We start from the raw sequence: 24665 nt of genomic DNA, 5'->3' as shown, positions 1-24665 counted from the left end.
CTGGCTACGGGGACTTCGCGATGATAGCGCCGCGCCGGTCCGCTGACCGCTGCGCTCAGTGGCATTTCGGCGCGTGCAGGCCGACGCGGTTGCCTTCCGTGTCGATCAGGTAGCCGACGTAGCCGTAGTTGTTCGGCAGCTCGACGACCGAGCCCTGCACGACGCCGCCCGCGCGCTTCGCGCGTTCGAGCGCGGCGACGACCGATTCGCCGGCGTTCAGGTAGACGAGCACGCCGTTCGCGCTCGGCTTGATCTGCTGCGGATCGAACACGATGCTGCCGCCCGTGCTCGACGCTTCGTGATCGAACATCGCCATCGGCACGCCGCCGATGACCTCGCGCTGCAACGTGGTTTGCAGCACGGTTTCGTAGAAGCGGATCGCACGGTCGAAATCGAGGGACGGAATGTCGAACCACGCGATCGCGCGTTCCAGAGTTGCGGTTGCAGTTGCGGACGTCATGACGAGCTCCTTGTTGTTCGGGTTGTTCTGGACGGAAACCAGCCTTGCATTGCGCCGGGATTGCAGTGTGAGCGGGGGCTCCTGACAGCGTGCTGTCAGTAGTGATGGCGGTGCTGACAAAAGGGCCCCGTCGACCGCATCGGCGGCGTGCGCCCGGGCGGCGGCGCGTACGGGGCCGGGCGGGCGGAGCGGGCGCGGCCCCGCTTGCATCGGTGCCGCGCAAAACAAAACGCCCGGCGGATGCCGGGCGTCATCGGAGTGTCAGCAGGCGGCAGCGGCCGCCGCGACGTTCGCGCGAGTTCGGCGCGTCAGGGTCAGGCGTCGCCTTCCTGCGCGGCCGGGCGCGCCTTCACGCTGCCTGCGATCAGGTCGAAGCGGAACAGCCGGCATTCGAGCGCGCCGTTGAACAGCGGCGTCTTGGCCGATTCGCGCAGCCGCAACTGGCCCGGCAGCGAACGGTCGGACGTCAGCAGGAACGCCTGCCAGCCCGTGAAGCGCTGCTTCAGCGCATCGCCGAGCGCGTTGAAGAACTCGCTGTCCGGCGCGTCGGTGTGCGTGCGGCGGAACGCGTCGTCGTTGCCGCGGTTGCGGCCGGTCTCGCGCACCTCGCCGCGCGCGCTGCGGCCGCGCACTTCGATCCGCTCGCCGTACGGCGGGTTCGCGAGAAGGATGCCCGGCCCGTCGCACGGCGGCGTCATCCCGCGCGCGTCGACCTGCTTGAGCCACACCGACGGCACGCCCGCGCGCTCGAGGTTCGCGCGTGCCTTCTCGAGCATGTCGCCGGAGATGTCGCTGCCGTACACGCCGAGCGCTTCGCCGCGCTGGGCCCGCGCCGCGCGCTTCGCGTCGAGCGCCGGCACCTTCAGCCCCTGCCACGCGGTGATGTCGTACTGCTTGAGCTTTTCGAAGCCGAACCGGCGCTCGACGCCCGGCGCCACGCCGAGCGCGATCTGCGCGGCTTCCGCGAGGAACGTGCCGCTGCCGCACATCGGGTCGTACAGCGCGGTGCCGGGCTTCCAGCCCGTCAGCCGCAGGATGCCGGCCGCGAGGTTCTCGCGCAGCGGCGCCGCGCCCTTGTCGAGGCGCCAGCCGCGCTTGAAGAGCGGCTCGCCCGACGTGTCGAGGTACAGCGTGCATTCGCCCGCGGTGAGGAACGCGAACACGCGCACGTCCGGCGCACCGGTGTCGATGCTCGGGCGCGAGCCGGTTTTCTCGCGCATCCGGTCGCAGATCGCGTCCTTCACGCGCAGTGTCGTGAATTCGAGGCTTTTCAGCGGCGACTTGATCGCGGTGATGTCGATGCGCAGCGTCTGCGTCGACGCGAACCAGCGTTCCCACGGCTGCTCGAGCGCGAGCGCGTAGACGTCCTGTTCGTTGCGGTACGGGCCGTGCGCGATCTTCAGCAGGATCCGGCTCGCGATCCGCGAATGGAGGTTGGCGGCCATGCCGGCGGCCCAGCCGCCGCTGAAATGGACGCCGCCCGGCACCTGCGCGCCCGCGGTGAACGGCGCGCCGTTCAGGTGGCGGCCGGCGATTTCGGCCAGCTCGGCGGCAAGCGCCGCTTCGAGGCCGCGCGGGCAGGGGGCGAAGAATTCGAACAGGGTGGGCGAGGACATAAGGCGGGTGAGGACGTGCAAAAGTCCACTATTGTACGCGGCGCGGGCGACCGGGGCCGGCGTTTCGGCGCGGCGGCCCCGGCGCAACCGCCGTTCGCGCGCGCCGGGAGGGGCGGCGAGGCGGGGGCGCGGCCGGGCGCCGCCGCCTCGCCGCCGGTCAGTGCGCGCCCGGCTGGCCGACGCGCGTGCTCGGGTTGCCGGCCGGCCAGAACAGCGCCAGCGGATTCGACAGCACCGTGCGGACGATCGCCGCGACGAGCGCGCGCACCTTGGTCGGGCGCAGGCTGCGCGAGCGCACGGCCATCGTGAACGCGAGCGCGAAGCTCACGAGCACGTTGAGGATCGCCATGCTGAGCACGCCGGCGGCGGCCCACCACAGCTCGGGCGTGCCGAGCGCACCCTTGCCCAGTACGCCGAGCGCGACCCCGATCGAGCCGGCCGACAGCGTCACGTGCCGCACCTCGAACGGGAACATGAACACGGTGACGATCGCCGGAACGAGGCCGAGCATCAGGCCGAGACCGACGTTCGCGACCACGCCGGCGACGTTCGACCGGCAGAAGTGCGCGAGCTTCGCGGCGCCGGCCGCGCCGAGCGTGAGGCGCAGCCGGCGGTTGTACGTGAGCGCGTCGCCGACCCGGTGCAGCACGAACCAGTTGTCGGCCCAGCCCGCGAGCAGGCTCGACGCCCACAGCAGCACGCCCGTCAGCGCCGCGTAGAACGGCGTCGGGCCCAGCAGCGAGAACGAATGCAGCGTCGCGTGCGCCTTCTCCGGCGAAATCACGTTCGTGTGCAGCACGTTGGCCGCGAACAGCTGCACGAGCAGGCACACGGGCAGCACGACGAGCACGTTGCCGGAAATCGCGGCCGCCTGCGTGCGGATCAGCGCGATCACCGACGCGACGAACGCCTTCACGCCTTCGTCGTGGCCGGTGTCGTCGAGCTCGCGCGCGAGCGTCGGCGCGGTCATCGCGGGCTGCTTGGTCGCGAGCGTGAAGTGCAGGAAGTGCATCAGCATGAAGCTGGCCGCGTAGTTGATGCCGGCGAGCAGCCCTTCGAGCATCGACTGCAGGTGCGCGCCCGTGATCGCGAACTTCACGCACACCGTCGCGACGGTGACGAGGCCGCCGCCCGCGGCCATCCGCAGCATCTTCAGGTACTCGGCGCGGCCGCGCGAGATGTAGTGTTCGCCGGTGTCCGCGTTGGTCTCGACGAGCTTGCGCGCGAACAGCGAGAAGTTGCTGCGCACGAGGTGCGCGACGCTCTGGCTGTTCTGGTTCGCGTCGACGAGCTCCGCCGTCAGGTGCGCCATTCCGTGCAGGTCGTCGCGCGCCATCCACGCGTTGAGCAGCGTTTCCGCGCGCAGGATGCGCATGCGCATCCGCTCGACCTGGAACACGATGTCGACCGACACGCCGTTGCGGTACAGGTGCGCGAACACGTCGTCGACGGCGATCCGGCATTCGTCGAGGAGCACGCGCAGGTAGTTCACCTCGTGCAGCAGCTTGCTCGGGTCGCCGCCGTCCTCGACGGCCGCATGCGCGGTCTCGACCGCGAGCATCGCGCGCGTGAGGCGGTAGAACGGCTGCGATTCGAGCGGCTTGCGCGCATCGTCGTCGGACAGCCGGCTGCGCACCGTCTGCGACAGGCCGGTCGAGCTGATCTGGCAGGTCAGGTTGTGCAGCGCGGCCAGCAAGTCGCGCGAGAACGAGCCGGGCTCGTGGCGCTCTTCGTCGGTGACGTCGAACGACAGCAGCTCGGCGAGGCGCGCGAGCAGGTCGTCGGGCAGCGCGTCGATCCATTTCGCGTCCTCGGGCGCCGGGAACATCAGCGTGAACAGTGCCGACAGCTCGCGGCGGTTCGGCGCGGGCGGGATCAGCGACGAGTCGATCCGCTCGAACAGCGCGCCGAAGAAGCCCGAATGCACGGGCATGCCTGCGTCGCACAGCAGCGAGATACCGTCGCACTCGCGCAGGATGCCTCGCAGGATGCGCGCGGCGTGCGCTTTCCACGCGGGGTTGCGATCGAGCACATGGAACAGGTAGCGCAGCCGCGCATGGGCCGGATACGCGCGCGTGTCGGCGTCGCGCGCGGCCGGCGCGTCCTGCACCGTGCCGTTGCGGCGCAGCCAGTGCGCGAGCTCGATCAGCCATTCGCTGCGCTCGGCGTACGACGCGTCGGCGTCGGCGTGCGCGAGCAGCGCATCGAGCTGGTGACCGGCATTGCGCGACGCGCGCCACTTCTTGATCAGGGTCGTCAGGGAACGAAACATAAACGGAATAGCGAAAGCCCGGGACGGGCGGGTTCGGGATGCCGGCCGGGAAAACGGCGCGGCGCCGGGAGAACGGGTGAGACGCGCCGGCGCCGGATGCGGCGCGGCGGCCCGTGATGCGGCTGCCCCGCCGCGGTGCACGCGGTTCGCGTGCGGGCGCCGGGCGGTACGACGGTTGGGCCAAACGCGGCCCGGCGCCGCTGGCCGATGCGCGCGACGAGCGACGCGAGCCCGAAAGTGCGTAGGATCGTCAATCGGGCCGGAAAACGCAAGCCGACCGCGTTGCATGGCGCGGGTTCCGGGGGCTTTGACAAAGAATGTCAACGGCCGTTTCGGCCGATGGGACGCAGGCGCGAGGCGGGCTGCGGCGGCGTGCTGCCGGCGTCCGGCGCGTTCGACCGGACGCGCCGCGCCGTTCGACACCGCGCACGCGAACGCCGCGCCGTGTCGAACGTTCGCGCCCGTGCCGCCTGCGTTCGCTTATGCGCCCGAATTGCCCGTCGCGCCGGCGTCGCCGCCGGGCGTCGGGTTGGCCGGGCACGGCACGACCGGCGCGGCGGCCGTCTTGCCGCCGGCAGCCGGCGCGGCCGCCGCGGCGCCGCGGGCGGCCATCGCGCGCACGCCGGCCGCGGCCTGCGTCGCAATCACGTCGAGCGCGCGCCGGTGGCCGGCGACGAGCGCGTCGTAGCCGCCGGCGACCGGCTCCGCGACGCTCGTGCGGCAGGTCATCACGGCCTGCGTGGCGAGCGAGCGCACGCTCCACACGGCGTCGAGCGCGGCGCGCTTGCCCGGCCACGACTCGAAGCGCTGCACGTTCACGCTGATCCGGTACACGGGCACGCCGGCCGGATAGGCGGAATTCGCGACGTCGATCGTGCCGAGCTGCGCGGCGAGATCGTCCGACAGCGCGCGGCGGATCTCGTCGGCGGGCGGCGACGCCCAGCGTTCCTGCTCGAGCACGTCGACCTGCGCGGCGTTCTTCTGCACGACCAGCTGGTTCTTCGCGACCTGCTCGGGCACGCCGACCGACGGCACCTCGATCAGGAACGCCGGGTTGGCCGGCGCGGTGCGCAGCGGCGCCGCGGCGTCGGCCGGGCTGAGCGTGTAGAACCGCGCGGGCGGCGAGCTGCACGCGGCGAGCGCGAGTGCGGCGAAGACTGCCGCCGCGCCGCTCGCGAAACCGTTCACGCGTGTCGTCGTCATGGTTGATCTCCTGGCTTGCCCTTGAGCAGCGATTCGGGGTGACGCTCGAGATAATCGGCGAGCGCGTTCAGCGATTGCAGCGTGCGCGTGAGCTCCTTCAGCGCGCCGCGCACGTCGGACTGCAGCGGCGAATCCTGCTGCAGCGTCGCCTCGGCGGTCGAGAAGGTCTGCTTCGCGGCCGACAGCGTGTCGCGCGCTTGCGGCGCGACCTGCGTGTCGAGCTGCTTGAACAGCTTGTCGGCGTTCGCGAGCGCGCTGTTCAGGTTCGCGCCGATCTGGTCGAACGGCACCTTGTCGAGCTTCTTCGCGATGTCGGCGACCTGCAGTTGCAACTCGTCGAGCGTATTCGGCACGGTCGGCAGCTCGAGCGGCTGGTGGGCCGTGTCGATCTTCGCGGCCGGCGCCTTCGGGAAGAAGTCGAGCGCGACGTACAGCTGGCTCGTCAGCAGGTTGCCGGTGCGCAGCTGGCCGCGCAGCCCGTGCTGGACGAGCCGCTCGACGATCTCGCGGCGCGCCGGTTCGCCCTTGCTCTCGATCGTCTCGCGGAAGCGGCGGCCGAGGCGTTCCGGATACACGTTCATCGTCACCGGCATCAGGAAGTTCTTCGTCTTCGGATCGAAGTCGATGCCGATGTTCGTCACCTCGCCGAGCACGATGCCGCGGAAGTCGACCGGCGCGCCGACGGCGAGCCCGCGCAGCGACTGGTTGAAGTTCATCACGACCTGCAGCGGCTGGCCGTCCGGGTCGCGCATTGCGTCGCCTTCGTCGGAGCCGAGACGGAACGTCGTGTTGTTCGGCGCGGTCGTGCCGGTGCCCTGGTTCGGCGGCGTCTGGAACGCGATGCCGCCGAGGATCACCGTCGCGAGCGACTGCGTGTTCAGCTTCAGGCCGCTCGAATCGAGCCGCAAGTCGACGCCGCTCGCCTGCCACCACCGCGTGTTCATCCCGATGTACTGGTCGTACGGCGCATTGACGAACACGTTGAACGTGACGCCCGTGCCGTCCTTGTCGAGCGAGAAGCCGACCACCTGGCCGACCTGCACGCGGCGGTAGTAGACCGGCGAGCCGATGTCGACCGAGCCGAGCGAATCGCCGCGCAGCACGTACTGCGTGCCTTTCTGGTCGCCCGTGACGGCGGGCGGCGTCTCGAGGCCCGTGAAGTCGGTCAGCGTGTCCTGGCCGTGGCCGGCGTCGACGCCGATGTATGCGCCGGACAGCAGCGTGCCGAGCCCCGACACGCCGGTCGCGCCGACGCGCGGCCGCACGATCCAGAAGCGCGAGCCCTTGACCGCGAAGTCCTCGGCTTCCTTCTTGAGCTGCACCTGGACCAGCACGCGCGACAGGTCCTTCGACAGCTTGATCGTCTTGACCATGCCGATCTCGACGTCCTTGTACTTGACCTGGGTCTTGCCCGGCTCGAGCCCTTCGGCGCTGTGGAAGCTGATCGTGATTTCCGGGCCGCGCTCGCGCACGGACTTGATCACGAGGCCGATGCCGATCAGCGCGGCGATCAGCGGCACGAGCCAGACGAGCGACGGCAGCCAGCCGCTTTTTGTCGAGATCGCCGGATCGGGCGGCCGGGGCGCGTCGTGCTGCGGGCCTTGTGGATTATTCATGGTGATTCCCTGAGGTTTCGACTGGATCCCAGATCAGGCGGGGATCGAACTGCATCGACGCGAGCATCGTCAGGATCACGACCGAGCCGAACGCGAGCGCGCCGGGGCCGGCCGTGATGACGGCGAGCGAACGGAAATGGACGAGCGCGACGGTCAGCGTCACGACGAAGATGTCGAGCATCGACCAGCGGCCGATGCGCTCGACGATCCGGTACAGGCGCGTGCGCTGCAGCGGCCGCCAGGCGGCGCGGCGCTGCGCACTCGTCACGAGGATCGTCAGCACGCCGAGCTTGAGCATCGGCACCAGAATGCTGGCGACGAACACGACGACGGCGAGCGGCCAGTCGCCGGACGTCCAGAAATAGATGACGCCGCTCATGATCGTGTCCTGCTGCGACCCGACGATCGACGACGTGCGCATGATCGGCAGCAGGTTCGCCGGAATGTACAGGATCGCGGCCGCGAGCAGCAGCGCCCACGTGCGCATGATGCTGTTCGGCGTGCGCACGTGAAGCGCGCTGCCGCAGCGCGCGCAATGTGCGTGCGGCTGGTCGATCGTCTGCACGAGCCCGCATGCGTGGCAGCTGGCATAACCCTCGCGGGCGGCGGTCGGCGTGGGGCTCGTCATCGGCGGGGCGCGTCCGGCAGCGGCGCGGCGGCGTCGGGCCGCCCGGGCGCGCGGCCGGCGCGCAGGTCGTCGGCGATGTCCCATACCGTACGCGGGTCGAACATCAGCACGACGGCGGTCATCAGCGTGAGCGCGCCGAACGCGAACAGCGCCGCATCGGGCACGACGCGCGCGAGGCTCACCATCTTCACGATCGTGACTACGATGCCGAGCATGAACACCTCGATCATCCCCCACGGCCGCACGAGCTGGATCGTGCGCAGCACGAGGTTCAGGCCCGGCGGCACGACGCCGCGGCGGATCGGCAGCAGCACGTAAAGCAGCGCGGCCATCTCGACGAGCGGGAACAGCACGGTCGAGCAGAACACCATCACGCCGACGGCCGCCATGTCCTGATGCCACAGCGTGTCGATCGCGCCGATCAGCGTCGTCTGCACGCGCGTGCCGTTCAGGTCCATTTCCAGGATCGGGAACGCCTGCGCGATGATGAAGGTGACGAGTGCCGCGACCGCGAGCGCGGTGATGCGCTCGATCTGCGTGGTGCTGTTGCGATAGAGCAGCGCGTCGCAGCGCGGACAGCGCGCGATCTCGCGACCGTGAAGACGCGGTTTATGCAACAGTGCGTCGCATTCGTGGCAGGCAATCAGGTCGTATCGTTGCATGGAAAAGGCGGTGTTGCGGCGGCTCGGGGACGCGTCGACGGGGCCGGAACCCGCGCCAATCTTACCAAAAGGGCTTTTTCGATGGGTCAAGGATCGTGTGCTGCGTGACCGATCGGTAACATGACGGGAAGCCGTCAGCCGGCTGGCGCGCCTGTCCTCAGAGTCCGCGCGCGTCAAAAGGTTGCGGTAGCATGGCGCCCTTGACATGCGTCGGACGAATTTACCGGCGCTGCCGTTCGCTGAACTGAGGAACCCACGATGGCATCGAAATCCCCGCCGGCCGTGCCGGCACGCTACGCGCATACCGCGATCGCGCTGCACTGGCTGATCGCACTGCTGATCGTCTGCGGCTTCGCGCTCGGCTGGGTGATGACGGACATCCCCGGCTTCACGCCGACCAAGCTGAAGTACTTCTCGTGGCACAAGTGGATCGGCGTGACGGTGTTCGCGCTGGCCGTCTTGCGCGTGCTGTGGCGTGCGACCCACGTGCCGCCGCCGCTGCCGGGCGACACGCCGGCGTGGCAGCGCGCGGCGTCGCACGGCGTGCACATGCTGCTGTACGTGCTGATGATCGTGATCCCGGCGACGGGCTACCTGTACAGCTCGGCGTCGAACATCCCGGTCGTCTATCTCGGCATCGTGCCGCTGCCGCGCCTGATCGACCCCGATCCGGCGCTCAAGGAAACCTTCAAGACGCTGCACGTGACTTTGAATTACATTCTGCTTGCGCTCGTTTCGCTGCACGTGCTCGCGGCGCTCAAGCACCAGTTGTTGGACCGCGACGGCCTGCTGTCGCGCATGCTTCCCTTTGCCAAATGAAGGATCCCATGAAAGTGTCTTTCTCCCGCTCCATGCTGACCGCGTTCGCCGCGGCGGCGCTTGTCGCGTCGGGCGCGGCGCATGCCGACGTCGATCTCGCGAAGAGCAAGGTGTCCGCCGTGTCGAAGCAGATGAACGTGCCGACCGAAGGCGCGTTCAAGAAGTTTTCCGCGCAGGTGAAGTTCGACCCGGCCAAAGCCGCGCAGGGCAGCGCGCAAATGACGATCGACGTCGCGAGCTTCGACCTCGGCGACAAGATGTACAACGACCAGGTCGCCGGCAAGGACTGGTTCGACGCGAAGACCTATCCGCAGGCGACCTTCGTGTCGTCGGCGATCGCGCCGGCCGGCGGCAACAAGTACAACGTGACCGGCAAGCTGACGATCAAGGGCAAGGCCGAGACTGTCACGGTGCCTGTCACGGTCGCGCAAAACGGCGCGACGCAGACGTTCGACGGCGTGCTGCCGATCAAGCGTTCGGCCTTCAACGTCGGCACCGGCGAGTGGAAGGACACGTCGATCGTCGCGGACGAAGTACAGATCAAGTTCCATCTCGTCGCCACGAAGTAAGCGGCAGGTTGCCGCCTCAACTGAATGCCGCGCGAGGGCGCGGCGCCGTTTCCAGGAGAAAAAGTTTGAAAAAGCATCTGATCATCGCCGCCGGCGCGCTGGCCGCTTCGCTGTCGTTCTCGGCCTTCGCCGAAAGCGCGACCTACCAGTTCGACCCGAGCCACACGTACCCGAGCTTCGAGGCCGACCATTTCGGCGGCCTGTCGGTCTGGCGCGGCAAGTTCGACAAGTCGAGCGGCACCGTGACGCTCGATCGCGCGGCGAAGACCGGCACGGTCGACGTGACGACCGACATCGCGTCGATCCACACGGGCAGCGCGAAGCTCGACGAGCACCTGCAGACGGCCGAGTTCTTCGACGTGGCGAAGTTCCCGCAGGCGAACTACAAGGGCACGATCAAGTTCGACGGCGACAAGCCGGTGTCGGTGGTCGGCAACCTGACGCTGCATGGCGTCACGAAGCCGCTCACGCTGAAGATCGATTCGTTCAAGTGCATGCCGCACCCGATGCTCAAGCGTGAAGTGTGCGGCGTCGACGCGGTCGGCGAATTCAGCCGCGACGATTTCGGCCTCGACTACGGCAAGCAGTACGGCTTCAAGATGAAGACGAAGCTGCTGATCACGGCCGAAGCGGTCAAGCAGCAGTAATACTCCCCGACGCGGCCGGCCATCGCGCCGGCCCCCCGCGGGCAAACCGCCGCGCTCCCGTTACCGGGGCGCGGCGGTTTTTTTGCGCGCCTATAATCGCCCGAACGTCGCATGTGGCCATGTGGCGCCGGGCAGGCCGACGGCGCGACGTCGGCCGCCTCGAACATCGAACAGAACGTACAACGACAAGGAGATCGCCGATGCATGCCGTCACGCAGTCCAGCTCCATGGCTTCGTCGCCGCGCGTCTGGCGCGCGGTGGTCGCCGCGTCGATCGGCAACGCACTCGAGTGGTTCGATCTCGTCGTCTACGGCTTTTTCGCGGTGACGATCTCGAAGCTGTTCTTCCCGGCCGGCAACGACACCGTGTCGCTGCTGCTCACGCTCGGCACGTTCGGCGTGTCGTTCTTCATGCGGCCGCTCGGCGCGATCGTGCTCGGCGCATACGCCGATCGCGCGGGCCGCAAGGCCGCGCTCACGCTGTCGATCCTGCTGATGATGGCCGGTACGCTCGTGATCGCGGTGTTGCCGACTTACCAGACGATCGGCGTCGCGGCGCCGCTGATCCTCGTCGCCGCGCGGCTGATGCAGGGCTTCTCGGCGGGCGGCGAGTTCGGCAGCGCGACCGCGTTCCTCGCCGAGCATGTGCCCGGGCGGCGCGGTTTCTTCGCGAGCTGGCAGGTCGCGAGCCAGGGGCTCACGACGCTGCTCGCGGCCGGCTTCGGCACCGTGCTGAACGCGCAGCTCACCGCGGACCAGATGGCTGCGTGGGGTTGGCGCGTGCCGTTCTTCTTCGGGCTGCTGCTCGGGCCGGTCGCGTACTACATCCGCGCGAAGGTCGACGAGACGCCCGAATTCCTCGCGGCCGAAAGCACCGCGAGCCCGCTGCGCGATACGTTCGCGTCGCACAAGGCGCGGCTCGTCGCCGCGATGGGCGTGGTCGTGCTCGGCACCGTCGCGACCTATCTCGTGCTGTTCATGCCGACCTACGGCGTGAAGCAGCTCGGCCTCGCGCCGTCGGCCGCTTTTGCCGCGATTCTCGTCGTCGGCGTGATCCAGATGGCGTTCGCGCCGCTCGTCGGCCACTGGTCGGATCGCTATGGCCGCGTGCGCGTGATGATCGCGCCGGCCGTCGGCATTCTCCTGCTGATCTATCCGGCGTTCGCGTATCTGGTCGCGCATCCGGGTTTCGGCACGCTGATCGCGCTGCAGGTGCTGCTCGCGTTCCTGATGACCGGCTATTTCGCGGCGCTGCCGGGGCTGTTGTCCGAGGTGTTTCCGGTGCAGACGCGCACGACCGGGATGTCGCTCGCGTACAACGTCGCGGTGACGATCTTCGGCGGCTTCGGGCCGTTCATCATCGCGTGGCTGATCAAGACGACCGGGATGAAGACCGCGCCGAGTTTCTACCTGATGTTCGCGGCCGTGCTGAGCCTCGTGGCGCTGGTGGTGCTGCGGCGGCGGTTCGGGTTCCGGTGAGGCTTGGGTGAGGCGGGCGGTGGTTTTTATGTGCTGCCAACCATGCCGCCATGCGCCGCCTTTTTCGGCTGGTGATGTTTCAGCGATTGCCCCTGGCTCGGAATGAGCCTTACAAAATTCAGTCACGTCTTATGGCGATTTTGTCCCGTGCTTTGTAGAGTCTTGCGGGATATCTCGCACACCACCCGGCAATTGACCGGAAAGGACTGATATGGCGATTCAAGCACCAGCGAAGACAGGTTTCGAGAAATGGCAGGACGGCATTGACAAGGCGGCCGGAGATGCCAAATGGGATTCCTGGGATTGCGAAATCCGGATGGCAGTTGATGAGTACAACCGTCATCTTTCCGGGATAGCTGGGTATAGGCCGTTGGATTGGCAGCTTGTCAAGGCAATGTTATGGGTCGAATCCGGTCCGGCTAACTCGGAATGGAACATCAGGCCGATGCGCATCGGCGTTCCTGGCGATCCAGGGCTGTCATCCTTGCTGTCGGGAAACGAGGGTGGCGACTTGATTCTGCCACCGGCCTGGAAGGGACAACTGACGATGGGGTCGGTCCGAAGCATGCCGGCACATAACATTCGTGCGGGGATCGGTTACTTGCTGATGAAAACGGCTCATTATGAGTACCGCAGCGTGTCGAACGTCGATGTCAAAATCTATGAGGTCATCGTTAAGCCAGGCGATAACCTCGACAAGATTGCAAAGGCGCAAGCAAGCACAGTAGATACGCTGAGAAAGTTCAATCCGACCGCTGCCGTTCTACGACCTGGGCAGACGTTGAAGTATCAGAAAGCGTCTGTGCAACGCGTCATCACAAGCTGGCGACAGATCTCCACAACGTTGATAGCACAACGCTATAACGGAGGAGGCGATTTCAATTACGCGGCAAAACTCGACTATGCATTGAAGGCGATGCAGAAAAGGACGGGGGCGATATGCGCAGAATAGTATTTTTAGTTGCAGCTGTTGCCTTTCCGCTCGTTTCGATAGCTGCCTCGCATACTTCGGTTCAGAGCGAGCGCGAACTGCGCGGCGAATGCTCGAATGGAGTGACTGGCGTAAGAGAGTGTTTGCAGCGGAAGCAGGAGGACAGTGAGGTCGAGCTGAGGCGTGCCGAAGAAAAGGTGCGTAATGCGTTTGCCAAGTGGGATGAGGACTCCAAGTTCATCAGTCTGGCCACGACAAGGCTGGCCGCGTCGAAGAAAGCTTTCGTGAAATACCGTGAAGCGCAATGCGCATTCGCCTCGGCATTGGGCGGGGGCGCCATTGGCAATGCGCTTGAGATGAGGAGGCTAGCCTGTGTTGCAGAACTCAATAACAGGCGCGCCGCGCAACTACGCGACGCGGTGTCTGACTTGCCACTGAAGTAGCGCGCATGAATTGGCGCGTGCTCATGGTCTTGGCGGCGTCCACCTCTCCTGGCGGTGTCTGGAGTGCGACAGTCGCTGCCGACAACGCTTTTACAGGCAACTTCCAGGGAACCGGCAGAGCCTGTTCGGGTGCACTCTATGTACGCGCTAAGACGATCGAGTGGAATTCAAGCTACAGCATCTGCAAGTCGTCCCCCTACGAAATTCTGGAGAAGAAATTCGATGGCGACCAGGAGCGAATAGTCTTTCGTTTGAAGAATCGCAGTAGTCGATGCCGTTACTCTGTCGTAGAAGTTGAGCGAGCAAGCGGCTACAACTGGAACGTGAGCGGCTACCAATCTTTGGAAGGGTTTCGGAAAAGAGATTTACCGGAATGGAGTAATTCACCGTTACCAGAAAGGCAAATATTGTCGTGCTCGATGACCGGGCCAGATTGAGTTGGAAGCCGGAATCATGTAGACGGATTACCTTCCGATTCGCAGACCGGCTTCGCCGGCATCGACCATGGTTTCGCATCAACCTTCGCAATCGCGCGCCCTACCAGCGCATCGAGCGCTTGCCGGAGTTGCGAGTCGACGGTCGTGCCGATTTCACGCGGCGGCAGCGCCGCGCTCGTCGACCGAGCGACCTTCGCGTGCGGGAACGGGACGGGCACGAGCCGGTTCGCATCGGGCGCGCCGGGTGGTGGTTTCACTTATGCGGCAAAGCCAACTGCGCATTGAAGGCGATGCAATGCAGGACAGGGCGAATATGCGAAAAATCGTATTATTAGTCGCGGCTATTACTTTTCCAATCATCTCCATAGCCGCGCCGGATACCTGGGTTCAGAGTGAGCGCGAACTGCGCGGCGAATGCTCGAACGGAGTGATTGGCGTCTCCTCATTGGGCGGAGGTGCTATAGGCAATGCACTTGAGATGCAGCGTCTGGCCTGTGTTGCAGAACTCAACAACAGACGCGCCGCGCAACTACGCGACGCGGTGTCTGACTTACCGTTGAAATAGCGGGCCATGTCCCCATCGCGACGCGACGGCACGAGCCATGCCGGCACGATACCGTAGCCCGCCGCCCGTGCCGTCGCGTCGCGAGAAGAGGGCGGCGACGCCCACATGAAAAAAGGCCGGTCCAACAGGACCGGCCTTCGTATATCCGCCGAAACCGCGCAGCGCTCAAACCTGCGCGCCCGCGTTCGGATCGTCCGGATCGTGCGCGGTCTTCTTTTCCTTGATCAGGTCTTCGCGCTTGATGCCGAGCCACATCGCGAGCGAGCCCGCGACGAACACCGACGAGTAGATGCCGAACATGATGCCGACCGTCAGCGCGAGCGCGAAGTAGTGCAGCGTCGGGCCGCCGAAGAAGAACATCGACAGCACCATCATTTCCGTCGACGTGTGCGTGATGATCGTACGCGACATCGTGGTCGTGATCGCGTGGTTGATCACTTCCTGCACGCTCATCTTGCGTTCGCGGCGGAACGTCTCGCGGATCCGGTCGAAGATGACGACCGACTCGTTGACCGAGTAGCCGAGCACCGCGAGGATCGCCGCGAGCACCGCCAGCGAGAACTCCCACTGGAAGTACGCGAAGAAGCCGAGAATGATCACGACGTCGTGCAGGTTGGCGATGATGCCGGCCACCGCGTACTTCCATTCGAAGCGGAACGACAGGTAGATCACGATGCCGATCACGACGCACGCGAGCGCGAGCAGACCGTCGGTCGCGAGCTCGCGGCCGACCTGCGGACCGACGAACTCGACGCGCTGCAGCGTGACGTCCGGGCTCTGCGCCTTCAGCGCGCCCATCACCTGGTCGCTCTGCTGCGCGGACGTGAGGCCTTCCTTCAACTGCAGGCGGATCAGCACGTTGCGCGACGTGCCGAAGTTCTGCACCTGCGCGTCGGCATAGCCGAGCTTGCCGAGCGTCGCGCGCACGGGTTCGAGCTCCGCGGCCTGCTGGTACTGCACCTCGATCACCGTACCGCCGGTGAATTCGACGGACAGGTGCAGCCCGCGGTGGAACAGAAAGAACACGGCGGCGAGGAACGTGACCAGCGAGATCACGTTGAACACCAGCGCGTGCCGCATGAACGGAATGTCTTTACGGATGCGGAAAAATTCCATGGCTTCGTCTCCGGGGCCTTATTGGGTCGAGCCCGGTTTCTTCGGCGACACGCCTTGCTGCGCGCGGTTGCGCAACTGCGGCTTGCCGGCGCGCGGCGCATTGCCCTTCGCCGGGGCGGCGAGCTTCGCGGCGCGCGCGGTGTCGGTCGATTCGTCCGCGTCGGTGAACGACGCGGCGGCCGCGCCTTCCGGCTTCCACACCTGGCCGATCGCGAGCGACTTCAGCTTCTTGCGGCCGCCGTACCAGAGGTTGACGATCCCGCGCGAGAAGAACACCGCGGAGAACATCGACGTCAGGATGCCGAGGCAGTGCACGATCGCGAACGCGCGAACCGGGCCCGAGCCGAACGCGAGCAGCGCGAGGCCGGCGATCAGCGTCGTGACGTTCGAATCGAGAATCGTCGCCCACGCGTGCGCGTAGCCGGCCTGGATCGCGAGCTGCGGCGGCTGGCCGGCGCGCAGTTCTTCGCGCACGCGCTCGTTGATCAGCACGTTCGAGTCGATCGCCATGCCGAGCGCGAGCGCGATTGCCGCGATACCGGGCAGCGTCAGCGTCGCCTGCATCAGCGACAGCACGGCGACGAGCAGCAGCAGGTTCACCGACAGGCCGATCACCGATACCACGCCGAACAGCATGTAGTACGCGATCATGAACACGGCAATCGCGCAGAAGCCCCAGATCACCGAGTGGATGCCCATCTTGATGTTGTCGGCGCCGAGGCTCGGGCCGATCGTGCGTTCCTCGATGATGTCCATCGGCGCGGCGAGCGAACCGGCGCGCAGCAGCAGCGCGAGATCGGCCGCGGCCTGCGGCGTCGGCTGGCCCGTGATCTGGAAGCGGTCGCCGAGTTCGGACTGGATCGTCGCGACCGTCAGCACTTCGCCCTTGCCCTTCTCGAACAGCACCATCGCCATCGGCTTGCCGATGTTCTCGCGCGACACCGTGCGCACCGCGCGGCCGCCCGCCGAATCGAGGCGGATGTTGACCGACGGACGCTGGTGTTCGTCGAAGCCGGCCGATGCGTCGATGATGCGGTCGCCGGTGAAGATCACGTCCTTCTTCAGCAGCACGGGCGCCTGGTTGCCCTGCGTGAACAGCTCCTCGCCCGGCGGCACGGGGTCGTTCGGGTTCGGGTGCGTGTTGATCGGATCGGCAAGACGCGCCTCGAGCGTCGCGGTGCGGCCGATGATGTCCTTCGCCTTCGCGGTGTCCTGCACGCCCGGCAGCTCGACGACGATGCGGTCGCTGCCCTGCTGTTGCAGGATCGGCTCGGACACGCCGAGTTCGTTGACGCGGTTGTGCAGCGTCGTCAGGTTCTGCTTGAGCGCGGCGTCCTCGACGGATTTCTGCACGGCCGGCGTGAAGGTGCCGACCACCTGCGTGCCGCCGCCGCCGGGCTGGGTCGCCCATTGCAGCTCGGTGATCGACGCGGCGAGCACCTTGCGGGCATCTTCCGCCGTCTGCGCATCGCTGAAGTTGACGACCACGGACTGCTCGACGCGGCTCACGCCGCCGTCGCGGATGTTCTTGTCGCGCAGCAGCGCGCGTGCGTCGGACGCGTCGGAGTCGAGTTTCTTCGTGAGCGCGCCCGTCATGTCGACCTGGAGCAGGAAGTGCACACCGCCGCGCAGGTCGAGGCCGAGATACATCGGCAGCGCGTGCAGCGCGGTCAGCCAGCGCGGCGACGCGCTCTGCAGGTTCAGCGCGACGACGTACTGCGGATCGTTCGGGTCGGTGTTCAGCGATTTCTGCAGCAGGTCCTTGACGCGCAGCTGCGTATCGGTGTCCTTCAGGCGCACGCGGATGTTCGCGCTGGTCGCCGTGTTCTCGAAGGTGATGTCGTCCGGCTTGATCTGCGCGGACGCGAGCGCCGATTCGACCTGGGTCAGCGTGGTCGAGTCGAGCTTGACCGTGGCCTTGCCGCTCGACACCTGCACCGCCGGCGCTTCGCCGAAGAAGTTGGGCAATGTGTACAGAAGGCCGATGGCGAGCGCCACGACCATCACGACATATTTCCAGAGTGGATAACGATTCATGAGGGGGCCGAACGGGTGGTTGGCGTGAAAGCGTCGCGTCCGGCGCCGCGGCGGCCCGCTCTCTCAGGCGGGCACGGCGCGGGGAGCCGGACGCTCGGTGAAGGCCTTACAGCGACTTGATCGTGCCCTTCGGCAGAATGGTCGTGACGGCAGCCTTCTGCACGGTGATTTCGGTGCCTTCGGCGATTTCGACGCCGATGTAGCCTTCGGTGACCTTCGTCACCTTGCCGACGAGGCCGCCGCTCGTGACGACTTCGTCGCCCTTCGCCATGGCCGCGAGCATGTTGCGGTGTTCCTTCTGGCGCTTCATCTGCGGACGGATCATGATGAAGTACAGCACCGCGAACATCAGGATGAGCGGCAGGAAGCTCATCAGGCTCGATTCGGCGCCACCGGCACCTTGCGCGAAGGCATTGGAAATGAACGGCACGTTGGTCTCTCCGTAGGGGAAGATCGAAAAATAAGCCGGTCATTCTACCACCGGCCCCATGCCGCAACGGAGCGACACATGCGCTTTGAGATCAAGTGCTTAAAGTGCGAGCCGGCGACGTTGCGACTGATATGGAAGGTAATTGTAATGTTTGGCGATCTGGACTGATAGATGTCGGCGCGTTTTTAGTACTAGTCCTATTCTTGCTGGCCACCTGGTCGGCCGGCCGACGTTATGTGGAACGCGTCAAGCATATGGGTCTCGACCGTTTGGTCGATTGCGGCGACGAACCGCAGGGCGCGAGCCGTGCTGCGCGGACGGTACTACGGCTTGCATCGACTCGCCGCGGCGAATGCCGGTGTGTCGCGTGGCGGGCGGCATCGTGCAGTCGGACAGGCCGATGTCGTTCGAGACGTACTCGATCAGCCCTCACCGCGAGCAGACCGGCAACGGGTAGCGGCGGGCATTCCGACAGGCCCGCGAGCGATTCGCCCCTCGCCACCGGGCTGGATCGGCGCGTAATGGGATCTCGCTATTTTCGAGATGGAATTTCGGTTACGGTGATGTCAGGATAATTGACAGTAGAGGTGCAGATGTCGCTTCGTTCCGCCGTGATTCAGGGCATCGACGAAATAAATCGTGAACGAATCAATGGATTTCGCCCCGATCTGTCTCGCTTGTTCGTCGATTTGAGTCGGCATCCCGGTAATGTCGGCGCGATTGTTGTTGCACCAGCCGAAAATCATGTTGGCTACGAGGTATTGTCATTTTCCCCGTCGTCTGAATTGCCTGAACCGGAAGCGTCCCTCGGGGTGGATCTGTGGGAGTGTGCGAAAGATCATTATGGTCTAACAGGCTCGGCTGTTTTGACGGGTGTGGCTGGAATGCCGATCCATAAAAAACTTCTTGGACACATGGTGCATCCAAGGGCCAGTAAATACACGAATATTGTCAGTAGTGTGGGTCTCAAATTTTTCCCGAGATTGGTATTGCCTTCCGGCTCCATGGCGGCGGGACTTGCCCGGAAAACTCTGGGTACGATTCGTGTATTCGGAGTTGTTGGACGCGCTTCCGGGTATGGTGCTATTGCTCTGGGGGTGATCGACGCAGTGGTTATTGGCAAGTGTGCGTATGACGCGAGATATGGAAGCTGAAGCTCGACCGGTGCCGTCTAAAAAGGAGATCATCGAGACGGTGATTGATATTTTTGTCAGGGAGATTGGGTTTGTTGAGCGGAGCGAGATATCAAAAGATACGGATATTCTCGGCGATTTCAAAATTGATCACGATGATATTACGATGTTCATAACGATGACGTTCAAGCATTTTAATATCCCGGTGTTCATCGAGGACGATTTTCCGCTAACCATAGAGGGTGTCTCGGATTTTATTTTCGACTACATCTCGTCGGGACGAAAGGATGAAGACCCGCGGGACAAGCAAGGGCTCTGGGGGAAGTTCCTGAAGTGGATCAGCTTATAAAAAAGGATGTATGGCGAACGAGACGCTTGTGCGCGCTTTTCATGTTGCGGTGCGGACTGACTTGTCAGGGCGACAAGCGGATCTCGACTCCGGCGTGCTGCAGAAGGGTGCGCATCGACTCATCGGCCGGCCGAATGTCGGGGGCACGGATTGCTATCGAGCGGCGTTCGAGGCATGGCTTCGGCCGGCCGCGTGACACGGGAGCGTGCCCGGCACGCGGCAGGCCGGCTTTTCGGCATAAGCGCAACTCGATGGTGATGGAAGATCGCGCGCGCCGTGTGCGAATTTACCGTCAGTCGACCCCTCTCGCCCGATCCTCCGCGAAGCGCTGCCGGAATGCGTCGAACGTATGCGTTTCGATCGCGTCGCGGATCTCGCTCATCAGTTGCAGGTAATAGTGCAGGTTGTGGATCGTGTTGAGCTGCGCGCCGAGGATTTCGCCGACCCGGTGCAGGTGATGCAGGTAGCCGCGCGAGAAGTTCTGGCACGTGTAGCAGGTGCAGGTCGAATCGAGCGGCTTCAGCGAGTTCTTGTGCGTCGCGTTGCGGATCTTCACGTCGCCGAAGCGCGTGAACAGCCAGCCGTTGCGCGCGTTGCGGGTCGGCATCACGCAGTCGAACATGTCGATGCCGTTCGCGACGCCGTCGACCAGATCCTCCGGCGTGCCGACGCCCATCAGGTAGTGCGGCTTGCTGGCCGGCAGCTTCGGGCCCACGTGCCGCAGCACGCGCATCATGTCTTCCTTCGGCTCGCCCACCGACAGCCCGCCGATCGCGAGGCCGTGGAAGCCGAGTTCCGAGAGGCCCGCGAGCGATTCGTCGCGCAGATCCTCGAACATCCCGCCCTGGACGATCCCGAACAGCGCGTTAGGGTTGCCGAGCCGGTTGAATTCGTCGAGCGAGCGCTTCGCCCAGCGCAGCGACATGCGCATCGAGTCGGCCGCTTCCTTGTGCGTCGTCGGCACACCGTTGGTCGCGTACGGCGTGCATTCGTCGAACTGCATCACGATGTCCGAGTTCAGCACCTTCTGGATCTGCATCGACACTTCCGGCGACAGGAACAGCTTGTCGCCGTTGATCGGCGACGCGAACGTGACGCCGTCCTCGGTGATCTTGCGCAGGTCGCCGAGCGAGAACACCTGGAAGCCGCCGGAGTCGGTCAGGATCGGCTTGTTCCAGCCCATGAAGCCGTGCAGGCCGCCGTGCGCGTCGATCGTGTCGAGGCCCGGGCGCAGCCACAGGTGGAACGTGTTGCCCAGGATGATCTGGGCCTTGATCTCGTGCAGCTCGCGCGGCTGGATCGCCTTCACGGTGCCGTACGTGCCGACCGGCATGAAGATCGGCGTCTCGACCGTGCCGTGGTTGAGCTTCACGCGGCCGCGGCGCGCGTGGCCGTCGGTCGTCAGCAGTTCGAATTCGAGCCCGTTGGCGGGGCGGTCCTGCACGGGGGCGCTCGGATGAGCGTGCGTATCGTGGGATGAACCTTCGGTCATCGCGTCATTCTCCTTGCCACCGAAGAACAGTTCGGCGCATGTTGGAAACGCCGCCGGGCAGCCGGCGGCGGGGAAAGCGGGTGCGCGCCATCGTAGCGCGTACGGCGGGAAAACGGGGTAACAGCGCGCGGCGCGACCGCGCGGCACGCACCGGCTGCTGGCGATCGCAGGCCGGTGCGTGATCGCGCACGCCGCGCTTACGCGCCCGGCGCCTCCGGCGTGTCGCGCCGCGTGAGCAGCATCGCGTCGCCGTAGCTGAAGAACCGGTAGCGTTCTTCGATCGCGTGCCGGTACGCGGCGCGGATCGTCTCGACGCCCGCGAACGCGGACACCAGCATCAGCAGCGTCGATTTCGGCAGATGGAAATTCGTGACGAGCCGGTCGACCACGCGGAAACGATAGCCGGGCGTGATGAAGATGTCGGTCTCGGCCTGCGTCGCCGCGAGCGCGCGGCCGGCTTCGTCGGCCGAGCGCGCCGCGGCTTCGAGCGCGCGCATCGACGTCGTGCCGACCGCGATCACGTTGCCGCCGCGCGCACGCGTCGCGGCGATCTTGTCGACGAGCGACTGCGGCAGGTCGTACCACTCGCTGTGCATCTTGTGCTCGGCGATGTTCTCGACGCGCACCGGCTGGAACGTGCCGGCGCCGACGTGCAGCGTGAGCGTCGCGCGCTCGACGCCCATCGCGTCGAGCTTCTCCAGCAGGGGCTGGTCGAAATGCAGGCCGGCCGTAGGAGCAGCGACCGCGCCCGGGTTGCTCGCGTAGACCGTCTGGTAGCGCGTTTCGTCGGTCGCGTCGGGATCGTGCTCGATATACGGCGGCAGCGGCAGGCGGCCGTATTGCTCGATCAGGTCGAGGCACGGCGCGGGAAAGTGCAGCGTGAAGAACGGCTCGACGCGCTCGCCGACCGTCACGTCGAACGCATCGGCCAGACGCAGCGTCGTGCCGGCGCCCGGCGACTTGCTCGCGCGGATCTGCGCGAGCGCCGTGTGCGTGCCCGTCACGCGCTCGATCAGCACCTCGATCCTGCCGCCGCTGGCCTTCTGGCCGAAGAAACGCGCCTTCAGCACCTTGGTATCGTTGAACACGAGCAGGTCGCCGGGCGCGATGCACGCCGGCAACTCGGTGAAATGGCGGTCGACGAGGCGGGCGGGCTCGACGGTGCCGTCCACCTCGAGCAGGCGGCTCGCGGTGCGGTCGGGCAGCGCGGTTTGTGCAATCAGCTCGGGCGGCAGATTGAAATCGAAATCGGAAAGCGTGAACATGCGGGCTGGTTCGAAGCGGCCGGCGGGCGTCGCCGGCAGGGCGGAAACGCGTAATCGGGGCGCGCGAGCCGCTATGATGACGGGATGCGCGGCCTGGCCGGCGTCGTTCGTTCGGACGACGTGAAAGCCGCTATTGTACTTGCCTTGCGAAGCACCCAGACGATCCGATGCCCGTGTCACCACGCCGTTCCCCCGCTGCCGTCGCCGATTCCGCCGATCCGTTCGACGCGGACGATGCCGGCTCGTTAGCGCCGCCCGCAGCGGGCCCCGGCGCGCGCCGCGCCGGCCCGAAGCGCGGCGCCGACGGCCGGCTCGCGCAGCCTGCGGCGGCCGCGCCCGAGGCCGACGGCGCCGCCGCCGCGAGCGACGAAGCAGGCGCGGCCGGCTCGAAGCGCAAGAAGAAGCCGGCCGCCGACAAGCCGGTGAAAACCGCCGACAAGCTCGCGAAGCTCGGCCTCACGCGTTCGATCGATCTCGTGCTGCATCTGCCGATGCGCTACGAGGACGAAACCACGCTCACGCCGATCGGCGAGCTGTTGCCGGGCGGCATCGCGCAGACCGAAGGCGTCGTGTTCGACAACGAGGTCGCCTACCGGCCGCGCCGCCAGCTGGTCGTGAAGATCCAGGACGACGACGGCGAGCAGCTCGTGCTGCGCTTCCTGAATTTCTACGGGTCGCAGGTCAAGCAGATGGCCGTCGGCCAGCGGCTGCGCGTGCGCGGCGACGTGCGCGGCGGTTTTTTCGGGATGGAGATGGTGCATCCGACCGTGCGCGTCGTCGAAGCCGACGCGCCGCTGCCGCAGGTGCTCACGCCCGTCTACCCGAGCACGGCCGGCGTATCGCAGGCGTACTTGCGCAAGGCGATCGAGAACGCGGTCGAGCGCACGCCGCTGCCCGAACTGCTGCCGCCCGAGATCCAGCGCGATTACCTGAAGCCGCTCGACGTGCCGACGCTCGAGCAGGCGGTGCGCATCCTGCACCATCCGCGCGTCGATTCCGACGAAGCCGCGCTGATGGACGGCTCGCATCCGGCGTGGACGCGCATCAAGTTCGAGGAGTTGCTCGCGCAGCAACTGTCGCTCAAGCGGGCGCACGAGGAGCGCCGCACGCGCGCCGCGCCCGCGATGCCGCGCCGCGGCGCGGCCGATGCCGATGCGCTGACGACGCGTTTCTACGCGGCGCTGCCGTTCACGCTGACCGGCGCGCAGGCGCGCGTCGTCGACGAAATCGCGCACGACCTCACGCTCGCGCACCCGATGCAACGCCTGCTGCAGGGCGACGTCGGCAGCGGCAAGACGGTCGTCGCCGCGCTGGCCGCCACGCAGGCGATCGACGCCGGCTACCAGGCCGCGCTGATGGCGCCCACCGAAATCCTCGCGGAGCAGCACGCGCGCAAGCTGCGCGCGTGGCTGGAGCCGCTCGGCGTGAAGGTCGCGTGGCTCGCGGGCAGCCTGAAGGCGAAGGAGAAACGCGCGGCGATCGAGGCGGCCGCGCTCGGCACCGCGCAGCTCGTGATCGGCACGCACGCGATCATCCAGGATACGGTCGAATTCGCGCGGCTCGGCCTCGTGATCGTCGACGAGCAGCACCGTTTCGGCGTCGAGCAGCGTCTCGCGCTGCGCGCGAAGGCGGCGAACGCGGCCAACGGCGCGCGCGACTTTCAGCCGCACCAGTTGATGATGTCGGCCACGCCGATCCCGCGCACGCTCGCGATGACGTACTACGCGGACCTCGAGGTGTCGACGATCGACGAGTTGCCGCCCGGCCGCACACCCGTGCTCACGCGCCTCGTCGGCGACGCGCGGCGCGACGAGGTGATCGCCCGCGTGCGCGAGGCCGCGCTGACCGGGCGCCAGGTGTACTGGGTGTGCCCGCTGATCGAGGAGAGCGAGACGCTGCAGCTGCAGACGGCCGTCGAAACCTACGAGACGCTCGCCGCCGCGCTCCCCGAACTGAAGGTCGGCCTCGTGCATGGCCGGCTGTCGCCGGCCGACAAGGCGGCCGTGATGGACGCGTTCACGCGCAACGAAGTGCAGCTGCTGGTCGCGACGACCGTGATCGAGGTCGGCGTCGACGTGCCGAACGCGTCGTTGATGGTGATCGAGCACGCGGAGCGCTTCGGCCTGGCGCAGCTGCACCAGTTGCGCGGCCGTGTCGGGCGCGGCACCGCGGCGTCGGTGTGCGTGCTGCTGTACACCGGGCCGCTGTCGATCGCCGGTCGCGAGCGGCTGAAGACGATGCGCGAGACGACCGACGGCTTCGAGATCGCGCGGCGCGACCTCGAAATCCGCGGGCCCGGCGAATTCCTCGGCGCGCGCCAGTCGGGCGCGGCGATGCTGCGCTTCGCGAACCTCGAGACCGACGGCTGGCTGATCGAGCCGGCCCGCGAGGCCGCGGCGCGGCTGATTGCCGCGTATCCTGAGGTCGTCACGCAGCATCTGGCGCGCTGGCTCGGCGCGCGCGAGCAGTACCTGAAGGCCTGATCCACCGGCTCGGG

24 protein-coding genes are annotated in these 24665 nt (G+C 66.4%); 11 read left to right on the top strand and 13 right to left on the bottom strand.

Annotation, left to right across the window (positions count from 1 at the left end):
- Nucleotides 1-55: 55 nt before the first annotated feature.
- From KPB06_RS21320 to KPB06_RS21290, 7 genes are all read right to left on the bottom strand, one after another.
- Nucleotides 56-460, bottom strand: a complete 405-nt coding sequence (locus KPB06_RS21320; protein ID WP_104012433.1) for a VOC family protein — start codon at nt 458-460, stop codon at nt 56-58.
- Nucleotides 461-774: 314 nt separating this feature from the next.
- A complete protein-coding gene (locus KPB06_RS21315) occupies nt 775-2076 on the bottom strand; it encodes a THUMP domain-containing class I SAM-dependent RNA methyltransferase (RefSeq protein ID WP_059581144.1) in 1302 nt (433 codons plus the stop codon).
- A 157-nt stretch (nt 2077-2233) separates the two neighbouring features.
- On the bottom strand, nt 2234-4348 hold the full coding sequence (locus KPB06_RS21310) for a site-specific recombinase (protein ID WP_059638158.1): 2115 nt from the start codon (nt 4346-4348) through the stop codon (nt 2234-2236).
- A gap of 480 nt (nt 4349-4828) precedes the next feature.
- Nucleotides 4829-5551: a PqiC family protein gene (locus KPB06_RS21305; protein ID WP_275906297.1), complete on the bottom strand. Its 723-nt coding sequence runs from the start codon at nt 5549-5551 to the stop codon at nt 4829-4831.
- Nucleotides 5548-7167: a PqiB family protein gene (locus tag KPB06_RS21300; protein ID WP_275906296.1), complete on the bottom strand. Its 1620-nt coding sequence runs from the start codon at nt 7165-7167 to the stop codon at nt 5548-5550. Before KPB06_RS21300 ends, KPB06_RS21305 begins: the two co-directional genes overlap by 4 nt.
- Nucleotides 7160-7795: a paraquat-inducible protein A gene (locus tag KPB06_RS21295; protein ID WP_006476876.1), complete on the bottom strand. Its 636-nt coding sequence runs from the start codon at nt 7793-7795 to the stop codon at nt 7160-7162. The genes KPB06_RS21300 and KPB06_RS21295 overlap by 8 nt, the downstream gene beginning before the upstream one ends.
- Complete coding sequence (locus KPB06_RS21290) at nt 7792-8457, bottom strand: paraquat-inducible protein A (protein WP_059581157.1); 666 nt, start codon at nt 8455-8457, stop codon at nt 7792-7794. Before KPB06_RS21290 ends, KPB06_RS21295 begins: the two co-directional genes overlap by 4 nt.
- A 258-nt stretch (nt 8458-8715) precedes the next feature.
- On the opposite strand from KPB06_RS21290, the gene KPB06_RS21285 reads away from it, so the two are divergent.
- From KPB06_RS21285 to KPB06_RS21255, 7 genes are all read left to right on the top strand, one after another.
- Complete coding sequence (locus KPB06_RS21285; protein ID WP_104012430.1) at nt 8716-9276, top strand: cytochrome b; 561 nt, start codon at nt 8716-8718, stop codon at nt 9274-9276.
- Nucleotides 9277-9284: 8 nt separating this feature from the next.
- Nucleotides 9285-9845, top strand: a complete 561-nt coding sequence (locus KPB06_RS21280) for a YceI family protein (protein ID WP_006482463.1) — start codon at nt 9285-9287, stop codon at nt 9843-9845.
- A gap of 65 nt (nt 9846-9910) precedes the next feature.
- A complete protein-coding gene (locus KPB06_RS21275) occupies nt 9911-10492 on the top strand; it encodes a YceI family protein (protein ID WP_034187441.1) in 582 nt (193 codons plus the stop codon).
- 200 nt (nt 10493-10692) lie between these two features.
- The gene (locus tag KPB06_RS21270; protein WP_275906295.1) at nt 10693-11970 is read left to right on the top strand and encodes an MFS transporter; all 1278 of its coding nucleotides are present in this window, start codon (nt 10693-10695) and stop codon (nt 11968-11970) included.
- Between the two features lie 211 nt (nt 11971-12181).
- Nucleotides 12182-12922: a LysM peptidoglycan-binding domain-containing protein gene (locus KPB06_RS21265; RefSeq protein ID WP_104012429.1), complete on the top strand. Its 741-nt coding sequence runs from the start codon at nt 12182-12184 to the stop codon at nt 12920-12922.
- Nucleotides 12910-13344 carry a lysozyme inhibitor LprI family protein gene (locus KPB06_RS21260; protein ID WP_059581169.1) on the top strand — a complete coding sequence of 145 codons (435 nt, stop codon included), beginning with the start codon at nt 12910-12912 and terminating at the stop codon, nt 13342-13344. Before KPB06_RS21265 ends, KPB06_RS21260 begins: the two co-directional genes overlap by 13 nt.
- Nucleotides 13345-13349: 5 nt before the next feature.
- Complete coding sequence (locus KPB06_RS21255; RefSeq protein WP_226094209.1) at nt 13350-13781, top strand: hypothetical protein; 432 nt, start codon at nt 13350-13352, stop codon at nt 13779-13781.
- Nucleotides 13782-13795: 14 nt separating this feature from the next.
- On the opposite strand, the gene KPB06_RS21250 is transcribed toward KPB06_RS21255, so the two are convergent.
- The gene (locus tag KPB06_RS21250) at nt 13796-14038 is read right to left on the bottom strand and encodes a hypothetical protein (RefSeq protein ID WP_059581171.1); all 243 of its coding nucleotides are present in this window, start codon (nt 14036-14038) and stop codon (nt 13796-13798) included.
- Between the two features lie 2 nt (nt 14039-14040).
- Between KPB06_RS21250 and KPB06_RS21245 the strand changes: the two genes are divergently transcribed.
- Complete coding sequence (locus tag KPB06_RS21245) at nt 14041-14346, top strand: hypothetical protein (protein ID WP_089464549.1); 306 nt, start codon at nt 14041-14043, stop codon at nt 14344-14346.
- A 165-nt stretch (nt 14347-14511) separates the two neighbouring features.
- On the opposite strand, the gene secF is transcribed toward KPB06_RS21245, so the two are convergent.
- The 3 genes from secF to yajC form a co-directional block, all read right to left on the bottom strand.
- Nucleotides 14512-15462, bottom strand: coding sequence for a protein translocase subunit SecF (gene secF, locus KPB06_RS21240; protein WP_059581175.1), 951 nt, complete (start codon nt 15460-15462; stop codon nt 14512-14514).
- An 18-nt stretch (nt 15463-15480) separates the two neighbouring features.
- Entirely contained in the window at nt 15481-17499 is a 2019-nt protein-coding gene (gene secD, locus KPB06_RS21235; protein ID WP_059581177.1) for a protein translocase subunit SecD, read from the bottom strand.
- Between the two features lie 106 nt (nt 17500-17605).
- The gene (gene yajC / locus KPB06_RS21230; RefSeq protein WP_006476868.1) at nt 17606-17929 is read right to left on the bottom strand and encodes a preprotein translocase subunit YajC; all 324 of its coding nucleotides are present in this window, start codon (nt 17927-17929) and stop codon (nt 17606-17608) included.
- A 593-nt stretch (nt 17930-18522) separates the two neighbouring features.
- On the opposite strand from yajC, the gene KPB06_RS21225 reads away from it, so the two are divergent.
- Nucleotides 18523-19083 (top strand): hypothetical protein, encoded by a 561-nt coding sequence (locus KPB06_RS21225; RefSeq protein ID WP_275906294.1) that lies wholly within the window; start codon nt 18523-18525, stop codon nt 19081-19083.
- On the top strand, nt 19073-19411 hold the full coding sequence (locus KPB06_RS21220) for a hypothetical protein (protein WP_124658309.1): 339 nt from the start codon (nt 19073-19075) through the stop codon (nt 19409-19411). Before KPB06_RS21225 ends, KPB06_RS21220 begins: the two co-directional genes overlap by 11 nt.
- Nucleotides 19412-19703: 292 nt before the next feature.
- Here KPB06_RS21220 and tgt read toward each other — a convergent pair whose 3' ends face one another.
- Entirely contained in the window at nt 19704-20903 is a 1200-nt protein-coding gene (gene tgt / locus KPB06_RS21215) for a tRNA guanosine(34) transglycosylase Tgt (RefSeq protein ID WP_059581185.1), read from the bottom strand.
- A gap of 197 nt (nt 20904-21100) precedes the next feature.
- Nucleotides 21101-22168, bottom strand: a complete 1068-nt coding sequence (queA, locus tag KPB06_RS21210; protein ID WP_059581187.1) for a tRNA preQ1(34) S-adenosylmethionine ribosyltransferase-isomerase QueA — start codon at nt 22166-22168, stop codon at nt 21101-21103.
- A gap of 167 nt (nt 22169-22335) precedes the next feature.
- Between queA and recG the strand changes: the two genes are divergently transcribed.
- Nucleotides 22336-24651: an ATP-dependent DNA helicase RecG gene (gene recG / locus KPB06_RS21205; protein ID WP_275906293.1), complete on the top strand. Its 2316-nt coding sequence runs from the start codon at nt 22336-22338 to the stop codon at nt 24649-24651.
- Nucleotides 24652-24665 lie beyond the last annotated feature (14 nt).

The organism is Burkholderia semiarida, from assembly GCF_029268935.1.
In the GTDB taxonomy this organism is placed as follows: domain Bacteria; phylum Pseudomonadota; class Gammaproteobacteria; order Burkholderiales; family Burkholderiaceae; genus Burkholderia; species Burkholderia semiarida.
Note: the sequence above shows the minus strand (reverse complement) of the source record. Positions and strands in the feature narration are given on the sequence as shown.